The organism is Paenibacillus sp. CF095 (assembly GCF_900101225.1).
Lineage (GTDB): Bacteria > Bacillota > Bacilli > Paenibacillales > Paenibacillaceae > Paenibacillus.
Genome location: NZ_FMZN01000001.1, coordinates 338,468 through 353,097 on the forward strand (window position 1 = coordinate 338,468; position 14,630 = coordinate 353,097).

11 protein-coding genes are annotated in these 14,630 nt (G+C 46.3%); 6 read left to right on the forward strand and 5 right to left on the reverse strand.

Annotation, left to right across the window (positions count from 1 at the left end; genetic code table 11):
• Positions 1 to 46 precede the first annotated feature (46 nt).
• Entirely contained in the window at positions 47 to 1,681 is a 1,635-nt protein-coding gene (locus BLS69_RS01550) for a DUF1593 domain-containing protein (RefSeq protein ID WP_091028117.1), read from the forward strand.
• Positions 1,682 to 1,766: 85 nt separating this feature from the next.
• On the opposite strand, the gene BLS69_RS01555 is transcribed toward BLS69_RS01550, so the two are convergent.
• Positions 1,767 to 2,330, reverse strand: a complete 564-nt coding sequence (locus BLS69_RS01555; RefSeq protein ID WP_047843882.1) for a TetR/AcrR family transcriptional regulator — start codon at positions 2,328 to 2,330, stop codon at positions 1,767 to 1,769.
• Entirely contained in the window at positions 2,323 to 3,537 is a 1,215-nt protein-coding gene (locus BLS69_RS01560) for an MFS transporter (protein WP_091028119.1), read from the reverse strand. Before BLS69_RS01560 ends, BLS69_RS01555 begins: the two co-directional genes overlap by 8 nt.
• A 219-nt stretch (positions 3,538 to 3,756) precedes the next feature.
• Here BLS69_RS01560 and BLS69_RS01565 point away from each other — a divergent pair, with 219 nt between their 5' ends.
• On the forward strand, positions 3,757 to 4,563 hold the full coding sequence (locus BLS69_RS01565; RefSeq protein WP_091028120.1) for an alpha/beta fold hydrolase: 807 nt from the start codon (positions 3,757 to 3,759) through the stop codon (positions 4,561 to 4,563).
• A 25-nt stretch (positions 4,564 to 4,588) separates the two neighbouring features.
• On the forward strand, positions 4,589 to 5,572 hold the full coding sequence (locus tag BLS69_RS01570) for a sensor domain-containing diguanylate cyclase (RefSeq protein ID WP_091028122.1): 984 nt from the start codon (positions 4,589 to 4,591) through the stop codon (positions 5,570 to 5,572).
• Between the two features lie 134 nt (positions 5,573 to 5,706).
• Here the strand turns inward: BLS69_RS01570 and BLS69_RS01575 are convergent, their stop codons facing one another.
• Entirely contained in the window at positions 5,707 to 7,194 is a 1,488-nt protein-coding gene (locus BLS69_RS01575; RefSeq protein WP_091028124.1) for a right-handed parallel beta-helix repeat-containing protein, read from the reverse strand.
• Between the two features lie 104 nt (positions 7,195 to 7,298).
• Between BLS69_RS01575 and BLS69_RS01580 the strand changes: the two genes are divergently transcribed.
• Positions 7,299 to 7,955, forward strand: coding sequence for a DUF2625 family protein (locus BLS69_RS01580; RefSeq protein WP_091028126.1), 657 nt, complete (start codon positions 7,299 to 7,301; stop codon positions 7,953 to 7,955).
• A 149-nt stretch (positions 7,956 to 8,104) separates the two neighbouring features.
• On the opposite strand, the gene BLS69_RS01585 is transcribed toward BLS69_RS01580, so the two are convergent.
• Positions 8,105 to 9,445: an MFS transporter gene (locus BLS69_RS01585; protein WP_091028129.1), complete on the reverse strand. Its 1,341-nt coding sequence runs from the start codon at positions 9,443 to 9,445 to the stop codon at positions 8,105 to 8,107.
• A gap of 247 nt (positions 9,446 to 9,692) precedes the next feature.
• On the opposite strand from BLS69_RS01585, the gene BLS69_RS01590 reads away from it, so the two are divergent.
• Positions 9,693 to 10,076: a VOC family protein gene (locus tag BLS69_RS01590; RefSeq protein ID WP_091028131.1), complete on the forward strand. Its 384-nt coding sequence runs from the start codon at positions 9,693 to 9,695 to the stop codon at positions 10,074 to 10,076.
• A 63-nt stretch (positions 10,077 to 10,139) separates the two neighbouring features.
• On the opposite strand, the gene BLS69_RS01595 is transcribed toward BLS69_RS01590, so the two are convergent.
• Entirely contained in the window at positions 10,140 to 12,791 is a 2,652-nt protein-coding gene (locus BLS69_RS01595; RefSeq protein WP_091028133.1) for a cation-translocating P-type ATPase, read from the reverse strand.
• A gap of 307 nt (positions 12,792 to 13,098) precedes the next feature.
• Here BLS69_RS01595 and hcp point away from each other — a divergent pair, with 307 nt between their 5' ends.
• On the forward strand, positions 13,099 to 14,391 hold the full coding sequence (hcp, locus tag BLS69_RS01600; protein ID WP_091028135.1) for a hydroxylamine reductase: 1,293 nt from the start codon (positions 13,099 to 13,101) through the stop codon (positions 14,389 to 14,391).
• Positions 14,392 to 14,630 lie beyond the last annotated feature (239 nt).

The window sequence follows — 14,630 nt, forward strand, 5'->3', positions numbered from 1 at the left end:
TTCCAACCCAACTAACATCATGCTGTACAGAAGAAAGGGGAGCATTATGAACAAGAGAAAATGGTTAAACGGTTTTGCCGCAGGTTGTCTCAGTATCATCCTGGTGATTAGTGGATGCGCATCCAAAGCGCCACAAACCGCGAGTGACACACCAAATCAGGCGACAGAACAGACAGAGAATGAAACCCAGGAACCTGCAAACAACCAAGCTGCCAAAGGCAGAACAGTGATTACAACCGACGGTGAAGTGGATGATATGAACTCGGTTATTCGTTTCCTCTTGTATTCGAATGAGATGGACCTTGCCGGAATTGTACTGACCAGTTCCGTGTATCATTATGCCGGAGACGAGGAAGCGGGAATCCAACCGTTCCGCTGGACAGGCACACAGTGGGTCTACGACATGATCGATGCCTATGGTGAGATTTATCCGAACTTGTCCAAACATGCTGATGGGTACCCGGAGCCGGAACAGCTTCGAGCGATGACCAAGATCGGTAATATTTCCGATAAAGGGGAGATGGAGAAGGAAACCGAAGGTTCCGAATTCCTCGAAACTCTTTTCCTCGACGATGATTCCCGGGATCTGATTGTTCAGACATGGGGTGGCACCAATACCACAGCCAGAGCGCTGAAATCGATTGAGGAACAGTACAAGGACACAGCTGAGTGGGATACGATTCGCAAAAAAGTCAGCGACAAACTGGTCCTCTACATCATCCTCGATCAGGATGACAGCTACAACGAATACATTGCGAAGAATTGGCCGGATATCCGCATTCTCAACGACCAATCAAACTTCTGGCATTTTGCCTATGCATGGAAGATGCATGCCGAAGAAGTGAACAGTAAACTTCATGGAGACTGGATGGTCAAGAATATCCTGAACGGACATGGCAAGCTGATGGATATGTATGCATCGATGGGTGATGGCAAAATGATCGAGGGCGAACTGGCCGAAGAACAACGGGGAAGTGCTGAATATCTGAAGAACAATCCGCAATATGACAAGTACGATTTTATATCTGAGGGTGACTCTCCTTCCTTCTTTTATCTGATCGATAATGGGCTGCGCAGTATGGAAGACCCTTCCTATGGCGGTTGGGGTGGTCGCTTTGGCGTTGTGAACGACAAGCTGTTTAGAAACAATGTGCTTGATTACGATCCCTACACCAAACGATATGAAGCCGAATACTCTCTGATGAGATGGTTTGACGATGTGCAGGATGATTTTGCAGCACGTGCAGACTGGGCAGTTGCAGACACTTACGAAGGTGCCAACCATAATCCGTCATTAACAATTAAGGAAGGGCTGGATCTGAGTGTTAGTCCCGGGGAGGAAGTTACTCTTCATGCGGAAGGCACAGACCCGGATGGAGATCAACTGACGTATACGTGGTGGAGATATTTCGAAGCGGACACGTATGAGGATTCCAAAGTAACACCGAACAAAATTCAGCCCGAAATGGCGGGTGATCTGCAGCTTGGATTGCATCGTGAACTTGCCAAGGATGAGCAGGTGGATACGATAAAATTGCAGGGCAGTGACACCGAAGCGGTGACATTTACCGTTCCTGACGATGCCAAATCGGGTGATACCCTTCATATCGTTGCCGAAGTACAGGATGATGGAGAGCATCAGTTGAAGCATTATCAACGTGTGATCCTAACCGTGAAATAAAGAAATAGAGGGGAAGTCCCAAAAGTCATCAACATGGCTGGTGGGACGCCCCTCTTATTTGTGTAGTCTGATCGTAATTGATCCTTTAACGCTGGATGCCTGACCAGAAGACATTCCAGGTGATCGCCAAAGCTTGTTCATAGGATTGCCGTGTCTCATAAACGAGCTGTACATCCAATCCATCCATCACGGTGACAAAAGCTACGGTGGCTTCTTCCGGACTCAGGCGTATATCGGAATGTCTGGTAAATACGGCTGCCAGCTCTTCCTTCAGTGTCCCGAGGTACGTTCGATACTGGGCCAGCACAAAATCATGCACCTCCAGCGGTGTGATAAAGGACAGGATATACATAAAAGCAACGTTTGGATGAGTCAGAAAGCGATTTTTGTGTTCATGCAAAAAGGCATATAGCTGCTGATCCAGAGTTTGGGTAACAGACTCGCTGAAAAATTGGCGTACAAACTGTTGTTCCTCCTGCACAACTTCCTCATATAACTCCAGCAATAACGCTTTTTTGGATGAATAGTGATAAGCCAGGGATTGCTTGCGAATGCCTGCCTCTTCGGCAATCTGCGCCATCTTGGTCCCCTCGTAACCCAGACGATTAAAATGTTGAATGGCAATTTCCTTGATTCGTTTTTTACTCAATGTCTACCTCCAGTTGGCGAGCTGTAAACCTCTGCTGTTTTTGGGAGTATACCAAATATAACAAGATATATACCACAAAAATGCCTACAGAGATAGCATACACCACCGTATAGGAAAATGCAGAAGCCACTACGCCCAGGATCAACGAGCCACCGCCAATCCCGAGGTCAAAAAAATTAAAGAAGGAAGCCATCGCATTTTCATGCTCATGTTCTTCTACAAGATTCACACACCAGGTCTGAATGGCCGGGAATATGGCACCAAAGCCAAAGCCGTATAACGCGCCGGCGATCAGGAATTGCACATCACTCTGGGCGATAATCAGAACCAGTAGCCCCGCGATTGCAAACACGGCAGAAGGTAACAACACGGAACCTGGTCCCCATCGATCAAACATTTTCCCCGAGAACAGTCGAACGGCGAAGCTGGCGATGGCGACGATGAAGAAAAACCAGGCTATATTCTCGAACCCTCTTTCGGCGGCGAATAAAGCCACAAAGGACATGATTGAACCCGCTGCAATACCAACGAGCATAATGAGAAGGGAAGGGAAGAGTACCTTCTTTTCAATCAGTTTCACCGGAGGGACATGAGTTTGCATAGACTCGCTACTACCTCCTGTTTTCGGCTTTCTGGATACAAACACTGTCATCAGGAGAGCTAACAGCAAAATGCACATGCCTCCCATAAACAGGCTCTGGTAGTCGTACCTAAACAACAGGCTTGTTCCAATCAATGGACCGATGGATATGGCGACCGTTTCCCCTACGCCGAAATATCCCATGCCTTCTCCCCGGCGATCTCTTGGTATGTTTTCAGTGGCAATCGTTGCAAAATATGTTGTTGCCAAACCAAATCCGAATCCGTGGATTACTCGGAATACAAGAATCATCCAAATACCTGACGAAAGGTAGTATGCGCCTGTCATTAATGCACAGATGGTGATACCGATAATCAATAGATATTTTTTATCTATTCGAGCTGCCAAAACAGAAGTGAAGGGTCGAATCAAGATGGCAGAAAACATAAATACGCCGGTAACAAGCCCAATTTGGGAGGCTTCGCCACCAAGGATTGAGACAAACAAAGGCAAGGTGGGAAGCAACATTTCAAATGCCATAAACAATAATGCGTTGGCTAACATGATAAATAGGAATGATCTTCCCCAGAGTTGCTGAGGTATAGAGCTATGTGTTGAAGTACTCATGGTTTTCCTCCGTAATGTTGATCTTTGTCGCGCGACATGTTGAACTGATTTTACCTGACGATGGTCAGATTGTAAACCGTGTTTTCAGAGCAGGGGTTCATGACTTTTTGGTGGATGAGAGAAGTTATTAAACATTTTTAATCCATATCCCAACATTTTCCGGTATAATAATCAGATAAAATGATTCAAGTGAATACTACCTCGGAGAGGTGATATGCAATGACGGTTGATATACTTGTAAGAAATAATGTTAAGGTACTTGGCTCGGGTAGCCAAACGATTGTATTTGCTCATGGTTTTGGATGCGATCAGGATATGTGGCGTTACATTATTCCAGGTTTTATGGAGAACTACCGTGTGGTGTTGTTTGATTATGTTGGATCTGGCGAATCTCAAATTAACTATTATGATGCTGTCAAATATAGCAACCTTCAAGGATACGCCCAGGATGTGCTGGAAATTATGGAAGCGCTTGAGCTAAAGGACACCATATTTGTCGGGCATTCCGTCAGCAGTATGATTGGTATGCTGGCATCAATTCAGAACCCCAAATATTTCAAACAAATCATTATGTTGGGACCCTCCCCACGTTACGTGAATGATCTGCCGAATTATTATGGGGGTTTTGATCGGAATGATATCGATGAATTGCTTGAGATGATGCAGATGAATTTTATTGGGTGGGCGAGTTATCTGGCACCCATTGTGATGAACAATCCGGAACGGAAAGAGTTGACGGAAGAGTTGGAGAAAAGCTTCTGCTCCAGAGATCCGCATATTGCGAGACAATTTGCCGAAGTGACGTTTTTATCGGACTGTCGTATTGATCTGGAGCAGGCAACTGTACCAACATTAATTCTTCAGTGCTCGGATGACAGCATTGCCCCGGTAGAAGTAGGGGATTATTTACACGCTCATCTGAAGAATAGCAGGTTGCAGCAGATGACGGCTAAAGGACATTATCCGCATCTAAGTCAACCGGAAGAAACCATCCGAATGATTAAGGATTATTTAACGAGCGCATAAAACGCGGAAGAAAGGCAGTTATTCCATGGATATACAATTAGATCTGGCTCCCTGTGGATACTTCTCTATCTCTGATTTGGGCGTCGTACAATCGATTAATCAAACTTTTCTTACGATGCTTGGCTATGAACGTGATGAGCTCATAGGGCAACATATTGAATCCACCATGTCGGTGAGCAACAAGGTGTTTTTCCATACGTATTTCTATCCCTACATCCAGTTATATGGACATGTGGACGAGATGTACTTCACGTTCCGTACCCGTGATCAGCAGGCTGTTCCTGTTCTGCTTAACGGTGTTCGTCAGACCCGTAACGGGGAAAGCGTTGTCGATTGTGTCGTTGTAGTCATGCGTAAGCGAATCGAACATGAGAAGGATATTCTGCATACCAAAACGAAACTACAGGAGCTATATCAAGCGACGCAAGAAGCGAACAAAGAGCTTGAACGATTACACGAGGAATATAAGATCAAAGAGCAGGCACTCATTAAAGTGAATGATCAGTTGGAGACACTGGCCTCCACCGACTTGTTGACAGGATTGAAGAACCGCAGGTTTTTCCAGGAAAAAATGCTTGAAAGCTTGATATTGTTCCAGCAGAAACAACGTAATTTCTCCCTTCTGGTTGTGGACATTGATCATTTCAAAAGCATTAATGATACGTACGGACATCCGATCGGAGATCTGGTACTCGGCAATCTGGCAGGGCTGCTGCAATCGTTGTCGCGAAGTACGGATGTGGTTGCACGTTATGGCGGGGAAGAATTTGTGATCATTCTTCCAAATTGTGAAGAGGAGCAAGCGATCGGTATTGCAGAACGATATCGTTCACAGGTTGCTTTAGCCGACTGGGGTGAATATAACATTACTGTGAGTATCGGTGCGGCCACTGTAATAGAGGAAGATACGGAAAAGTCTTTGTTCCAAAGAGCGGACAACGCCCTGTATGCCTCCAAAACCGGAGGACGAAACCGGGTGACACATGCAGCTCAGATGGTAAAAAGTTAAAGATTGGATTGCATCAAAAAAAAGCGAAAAGGAGCCTGTGCTATGTGAGGGAGATGATCCCACATAGCACAGGCTCCTTTTATTTGTGTGAAAATAGGCAGGGCTAATTCCACTTGAGTAACATCAGATTAACTTTATCGCGGAGCAAGGTAACCATACGCCTTAGCCGGAGAGTTGGCCTGAGGACGAAAATCTTCGCTCAGTTCATCCATAAATGCCGGGTTCACATATATGGAGTGTGCATCATTGCCAGATCCCTTGATGTAGGCGGCGATGCCGGAGTAGGCTTTATTTTTCCAAACCCACAGGGCATCTTGCTGCTCACCTGGTGAGTAATAGACATTATGGTCAAACACATTGCCGGTATTGCTAGTGTATTCGTTGTATATCAGTACTTCCGAGCTGCCCGATACGAGAATGTTATGCATGAACGTATTGTTCTTTGTCCGTGACTGCATGAATAACTGTCCATTGCCTGCATTCAGGGTATCATTCCCCACAAGCGTATTGTACATAATCTTGCTATCCTCGGTAGCTCCTCGTTCCTCGTCATACCCTCCCATGGCAATGCCCGTCAATCTGTTGGAATAAATCAGGTTATCACGTACAGTAATGTTGCTGGTTGAACGTCCGGCATGCTCTGAGGCAATCTCAATTCCGATGTCGCTCCGATATACCCGGTTCTGGTCGATGATATGATCTTTCCCGCCATCTACATAGATGCCACCGGCCGAGTTGGTATCATTGGGCAGGTCTGTTCCATAGGAGGGATTGTTATTGGACGTAATATCGTATACTTCGTTGCCTCGTACAATGCCGTTCCGAGCCTGATCGTACGTGTCGTCCTCGGATGTACCTTCGTACCCGATCAGATCAATACCAATGTTGTCGGTATCATGGATGATATTGTCCTGGATGGCAAACGTATCGACATTACCGTTGACTGCGAGTGATTCGCTTGAACCAAGTGTAAGATCATACAATTCATTATCCTTGATGATGATATTGCGTAATGCTTGAGGGTGCTCTGTGCCATAAATGGCAATACCGTGGGCATCCCTGCCCCGCAAATCGGGACCTTCAGGAGGTGCATAACTAGCAATCGCGTGTATGGTGTTGCCTAACAGCTGAATATGCTCACCTGCTCCGTGGACATAGATCCCGGTTGGAACTTGGCCCCCAAGTGTGGTCGTGAAGTTACGAATTTCGAGATTCTGGATCGTGATATAACTGGCATTTTCAATTTCAATCAACCCTTCAATACCCCGAACAGATAAACCTTTACCATCAATGATAACCTGCTCCTGAGGATAACTTGAAAATAGGGTTGGATTAGCGGAAGAATTACCGCTCTTGGTGATTTTGACTTTCTGATGATACACACCTTCACGCAAATAGATCGTGCTTCCTGGCGAAGCATGGTCGGCTGCGTGCTGCAACGTTTTCCACGGAGATTGAATCGTTCCTTTATTCGAGTCGTTTCCTTGGGGTGATATGTAATGGATGACCTGGGGATCAGACTTTTGAACAGAAACGGGTTCCTTCATGGCAGATGTATGATTCTGACAACCGGATACAAGCACCATCAGAATCGGAATCATAAGTATAACTACGCGAATCAAATCGTTTCCCCCCCTTGAATTTAGCTTTGAAGATAGATTATAGCAGATTTGAACGGGTTAATAAGCCATGATATGCTCATATAAAATCAGTGAGGAGACTGCTCATGAATACATTAACTATAGCTGAATTAGTAGATCGGGAGAATCACGCATGGGAAGAACTCAAGGAACTCCTGAATAGCGGACAAAATACATATGTTTATGTTCCAGCAAAGCAGGAGACTGGAGAGGATACCCTCTATCGTCTGCAAATAAGCACCAAATCCTATTTGGGGGCTGTTGCTTATGAGACAGAAGGTATTGTACTGGACCATGGCTGGATCACGCTGCTTGGTGCGGGTGGTGACAGTACATATGGGAGTCTCACCAGTTGGAATGGTGTGAGTGAGCAACCTTGGGTAGATGTACTGGAAGGTATGATGGTCGTTGCATATGATGCGGCAGGTGGTTTCTTCGGACTGGATACAGGCAAGTATGGCCGCACAGGACAGGTCTATTATTTTGCACCGGATACATTGGAATGGGAATCGACAGAACTGACATATTCAGGTTTTATCAACTGGCTGGCAAATGGCGACTTGGAGCAGTTCTATCAGACGTTTCGCTGGAAAGGTTGGCAGCAGGATATGGCACAGCTTCAGACGGGGCAAGTATTCGCGTATTTTCCACCACTTTGGACGCAGGAAGGTGGCGGCGAGAGCAGCAGCAAAGCCCCAATTAGCATCATGGAGGCCTGGAAGTCAGCACTGGACGGAAAATAGTTGGCATGCTGCTGTAGGAGGAAATAAGAAAAGTAACCTGTAAGTTCAAGTTCATTGAGTGATCCACTTTGAAAAAACGGCATTTCTGTTCCAAACTAAAAAAAAGGCTCGCGCTTGGTGCGGGCCTTTTTGGTTCTGAACTTTAAACATCAATTGTCCAATGTAACAGGTTCAATGCTTGAGCGTGAAGCTCTGCTATGCCAGACGGTCAACCCGAGTGAAACAACGCAGACGAGCAACAGACAAGCATACACCACATGATAAGCTTCCTCGACCGAGACTCCCGGAATGCTGTGTAGCAGCAGCCCACACACGGCTACAGACACCGAACCACCGAAGAACTGAATCAGTTGTAACATGCCCATACCGGAACCTATTTGCGCTTTGGGCAGCACTCGTGACGCTTCATTATTCAGTGAAGCCATGGAGGCTGAGAGTGCCGGTGAGAAAAAGAGATAACCACTGGTAATGATCAGGGCGGATTGATCAAGTCCGAACATGAATAAAGCAAGTACCGCTGCGAGCAGGATGTGTCCGATGATCATAAATCGCATATTGCCATAACGGTCGATCCAGCGTCCGACGAAACGGGTACAGAATGCTGCAACAATGGCTCCTGGAGCAATCAGCAAACCAATGGCGAGCGAAGAGCGTCCATATAGATCAGCAAGCACAAGCGGCATCAAAAACAGATTGCCCAGATTCACGACCAGCACGCAGAATCCGATAAGGATTAAGCGGGTATACCCTGGTGTTTGGAACACTTGTGGATTCACAAACGGAAGACTCGCTTTCCGAATATACAGGAGGTGTGCAACAAGTGAAATAACACCAATGGCAAACCATAACCAGGACTGCTGGGTGATCGCGACGAGAAGTGTAGTTGCATTAATGACGGTTAGGATGGCACCAATAACATCGAACGGCTGATCCGTTTTGACGGATTCACGTGGGAGAAAATAGAGCAATACAGGCAGGGCGAGCAGGACAAGCACGGTTATGGCAAAAAGTCCGTTCCAGCCCCAGTACTCGCTAATGAGTCCGCCTACAATGGGGCCAAGTCCAAAAGCCATGGCGCTACCTGATGAGATCAGTGCGATGGCAGCTCCGCGTCGTTCCACCGGAATGTAACGACTCGCAATGACGAGGCCCAGACCGGCCATCACCCCTGCACCCGCAGATTGCAGAATACGTGTCAGTAACAGGATCGCGAAGTTATGCGCGAACAATCCGAGCAACGAAGATAACCCCAGGATCAGAAGCCCGACCGTTAACAGTTTGCGTACCGGGATACGGTCTGACAATCGACTGTAAATCACCGTCGACAGGGCGTAACCAATCGAATAACTTGAGATGACCCAAGACCCCAGGTCCGAGGTAATCTGCAGATCATGAATAATGACTGGCAAAGAAACATTGAACATGGTGGTATTCATCACAACGATGAACAAACAGCACGTCCAGAGTGGCATGACAATTTTATCTTTCACGGTACCATTCCTGTCTTATCTATGAATGTGAATTCGGATTGAGCTTTGATGAAAATGTGACGAAAAGCAATATATCATTTTACACTTCATTTTATTATATGGCAATAATGTCATACTGTATATTGCGCAGTATAAGCGAAATTTAAGAGACATAGGGTCGGGATTTATAGACTATTTCCCTGAAATTGGGTAAGATGATGGTTGGAATACATAACTAGATTTGATTATATTTTAAGGAGTTTACAGTATGAATCACTTATTATTAATGTCCCACAGCGTATTTCCAACTCTGGATATGAAGCGAACCGCGCAGTTTTATGAAGAAAAGATGGGCTTCCGGGTGGTCGAATATCTTGATGCCGCGGAATCCCATATCTGCCTGTATCGTGATCTTACCGAGATTATTTTAACCCAAAGCAATGGACAGAAGGTCATTCCCAACAGAGAATTATATGGGTATGGATATGATGCCTATTTTATTACCAAGAACCAGGAAGAGCTTCAACAGGAATTGATCAACGCCGATGTGAAAATCGTACGTGTCCTTAATCACACAGACTATAATAACAAGGAGTTTGTGATCGAGGATATTGATGGACGATGGATCGCTTTTGGCATTAAACAGGGATAATTAGATACAGAAACAGGCGCTCCGATAATGGGCGCCTGTTTGTGCATACGATATCTGCAGAACTTATGCTGCAGTGACTTGCTTGCCGCGATTGCGAACCCACTTGATGACATCCATCAGAATGACGGCTGCAAGAGCGAGTCCGCCTGCAATGAAGAACTCATTCCAGCCGAATGTATCCGGGATGGCGAAGATGCCACGAACACCTGGAATCAGTGTGATTGCATAGAGACAGAGACATACCAGAATGGAGCCAAGCACGAATTTATTGGTCATGAAGCCCACCTGGAAGATGGTTTGTGTATTGGAACGTGCTGCAAAAGTTTGCAGACTACGTGCCAGAATCAAGGTTGTGAAGGCCATAGCCACACTGATTTCCTCCGAGATGCCAAGTCCAATATATTGGGACACGATAACAGCTGCACCAATCAGGACACCACGCGTAATCACAGCCTGCAGGGTTCCGCCTGCGAAGATCCCCTCGTTAATATCACGCGGTTTGCGTCGCATGACATCCGGCTCGGGTTTCTCTGTACCCAAAGCAATGGCAGGCAGGGAGTCGTTCACCAGATTGATGAACAGCAGCTGTAGGGCCGTAAATGGATTAACCCAGCCGACGATCAAGGCAAACAAAATGGCGATAATCGCGCCGAGGTTACCGGCGAACAGGTAGGCGATGGCTTTTTTGATGTTATCAAACACCATCCGCCCAACACTAACTGCATTCACGATGGAGACAAAGTTATCATCCGTCAGAATCATGGCAGCCGCATCCTTGGCGACATCTGTTCCGCTACCCATCGCTACACCGATGTCGGCTTGTTTCAGCGCAGGCGCGTCGTTAACCCCATCTCCGGTCATGGCTGCAACTTTGCCTTTACGCTGCCATGCACGCACGATTCGGATTTTGTTCTCAGGTGATACTCTGGCGTATACCGAGATATGTTCAAGTTGTTGATCCAGTTCTTCATCGGACATTTTGTCCAGTTCGGCTCCGGTAATGGCGAGATCATCCGGTTCGGCAAGACCAATATCCACACCGATGGCCTGAGCCGTCGTTTTGTGATCTCCGGTGATCATGATGGTGCGAATGCCCGCTTTTTTGGACTCTTCAATAGAGCCGTATACCGCTTCACGCGGTGGGTCAATCATCGCTGTCAGACCAACCAGTGTCAGATCATGCTCGTCATCAATGGTGACCTGGTTTTTATCATCGAATTTTTTGTACGCATAGGCCAGCACACGGAAGGCGCGTTTGGAGAATGCCTCATTTTTCTCTTCAAACTGTGTGCGAATCTCGGGTGTGAGTGGCTGAACTTCTCCGTTGATAAACACATGGCTACAGCGACTGAACAGCACATCCGGTCCACCTTTGGTCAGCAAAGCCGTCTGTCCCTCGAAGGTATGCACCGTACTCATGAGCTTTCGATCCGAGTCAAAAGGAAGCTCAGCTTCACGCGGGAACTGGTCACGGATTTCATTGTAATCCTTGTTCACCCGGTTGCTGAAGGCAATGAGGGCCACTTCGGTTGGATCACCCAGTTCCTTGCCTTCCTGGTTAATATTCGAATCATTGCAGAGCACCGCAATATGTAACAAACGTCGTTCCTCTTCCGACCACTGATCGGGATCATCGGGGAATTCGTCTTTGGTGCCATGGGGAATGTAATAATCAACAACAGTCATCTTATTCTGAGTTAGTGTTCCTGTTTTATCTGTACAGATGATACTGGCAGAACCGAGCGCCTCCACGGCAGGCAGTCTGCGAATGATCGCATGTTGTTTGGCCATCTTATTTGTTCCAAGTGACAATACGATAGTCACAATGGAGGATAGCGCCTCAGGAATGGCAGCAACCGCAACAGCTACGGCAAACATCAGTGCATTTACGATGGATGGCCCGATATTCTCCGTACCTTCGGTCAACCATACACGACCGGCTTCAATGCCAAAGATGAGAATCGACAAGCCGAGGATGAAAAAGCCCAGTTTTTTGCTGAAGGATTCCAACTTGCGTTGTAGTGGCGTGTTCTTGGCTTCGGCATTTTCAATCAGTTCGGCAATTTTACCAATTTCGGTTTTGAGAGCCGTGCCTGTAATGACAAGCATGCCCCGTCCATATACGACGAGTGAGCCACTGAAGGCCATATTGCGACGATCTCCAATAGGAGCTTCATCCGGGATGGTATCGGCGTGTTTCTCCGCAGCTTCCGATTCTCCGGTCAGCATGCCTTCGTTGATTTTCAAACTTCCTGATTCCAGGATACGCCCGTCTGCCGGGACATAATCACCTGCATCCAGCATAACAATATCACCGGGAACGAGTTCCCTCGCAGGAATGGTCTTTTTCTGCCCGTCACGAATGACCTTGGCTTCAGGAGCAGACATTTGTTTCAGCGCGTCGAGCGAGCTCTCGGCTTTTTTGGTCTGAACTACGCTGATTACCGCATTGAGCAAAATAACCAGGAATATGATCAACGATTCAATCAGGTGTCCAAGTACAACCTGTACAGCGGCTGCAATCAGCAGCACGATGACCATCGGATCTTTGAAATTTTCGAGGAACAATTTCCAGACTGGTGTTGCATCTTTACCTTTTAACTCGTTATATCCTTCCGTTTCAAGTCTCTTGGCAGCTTCGGATGTTGTGAGTCCCTTGGAGGAACTCTGCACATCCTGAAGGGTTTCCTCCGCACTGTGTCTGTAATGTTGCAATTGACCAGCTCCTTGAATATTAGATTTCTCTGTGTATTACCCTTACGGGCAAAATCTAGAATCGTTTCATTTCCGTATTTTTTAAAATTATGGATTTATACGTTTTTAGCTGTACACAGTATTTTTCATAATGATCCGAGATATGCCTTTTTTTGAATGTTATTATTTCCAGTTTGGATGATGGTCTAGAGAACTATATTTAGATGTTGGTCAGAAAGTGTGTGCACCATCACACTAGCTCATATCAGGGTCTGTTACGCTATTCCATAACGAACTGCGTTTAATCTAAGTTTGGAGGGGAATCCATATGTTTTGTTATCAATGCGAACAGACGCCGAGTGGCGGGTGTACTGTGGTAGGGGTATGCGGCAAAAACGAAACAATCGCAAGTTTGCAGGATACGATGATTTTTGCGTTAAAAGGCATTGCTGCTTATGCGACACATGCACGCCAGTTGGGATATTCTGATCCTGAGGTGGATCGGATTACACATGAGGCATTATATATGACATTAACGAACTCGAATTTTAATGTACAGGAACATCTGGAGATGGCGATGAAGGTAGGTAATGCAGCAATCCGCATTATGGATGTGTTGGATCGTGCGCACACGGACCGCTTTGGTGTACCGCAACCGATTACGGTTAGCCAGAACCAGATTGAAGGACAGTGCATTGTGGTGACGGGACATAATCTGTATGCATTGGAGGAGTTGCTGCGTCAAACTGAAGGGAAAGGAATCAACATCTATACCCACTCGGAAATGTTGCCTGCGCACGGTTATCCTGCGCTGAAGAAATACGCCCATCTCAAGGGTAATATCGGCAAAGCCTGGTACGATCAAAGAAGACTCTTCGAACAATTCCCGGGTGCTATTCTCGCAACAACGAACTGTGTTATGCCGATCAAAGGCACATATGCAGACCGCTTTTTCTCATACGAAGTGGCGGGTCTGGAGGGTGTTGCCAAAATTACAGAGGATGACTTCTCACCTCTAATTGAACGCGCATTGTCACTGCCTGCGGCTAATGTACAGTCCGAGCAAGTCTTAACGACAGGATACCATCATGAGACCGTGATTGGACTTGCGCCCGAGATTATTCAGGCGGTAAAAGACGGTCATATTCGTCGATTTTTCGTTATTGCAGGTTGTGATGCGCCAGGGAAAGGTGGCAACTACTATCGTGAACTCGCGACATCCTTGCCAAATGATACTGTAATTCTGACGACTTCCTGTGGTAAGTTCCGCTTCAACGATGTGGATTATGGTACGGTTGGAGACACGGGTATACCGCGTTATATCGACTTAGGTCAATGCAATAATTCCGGTTCTACGGTGAAAATTGCTATGGCTTTGGCGGATGCTTTTGGCTGTACCGTGAACGATTTGCCTGTCAGCATCGTCCTGTCCTGGTTTGAGCAAAAAGCAGTTGCGATCCTGCTCGGTCTGTTCAGCCTCGGCATTCAGGACATTCGGATAGGACCGAAACCGCCTGAGTTCATATCGGAAGGTGTCTTGGATGTACTCGTGGATATGTTTGGTCTCAAGTTAATTACAACGGCAGAAGAAGATATGAACGCGATGTTGGCACTGTCTTAGGATGAGGATGTATATTTACGTGCAACACCATCTGATGACTGCGAATGCCGGTTGTGAGTATGAAGAGTATGACTCATAAGTAAAGATGGATAAGAGCCTACATAAGAGTAGGCTTTTTTTGCTTTTTCGACCTTCATAGGTCAATATACCTTGTATAAATGAACATGCAATGTCAGGGAAATTAGTTTTTTTATCCTATTGAAGTTTTTTCATGGAAATGTGTATATAGATAGAGGCAT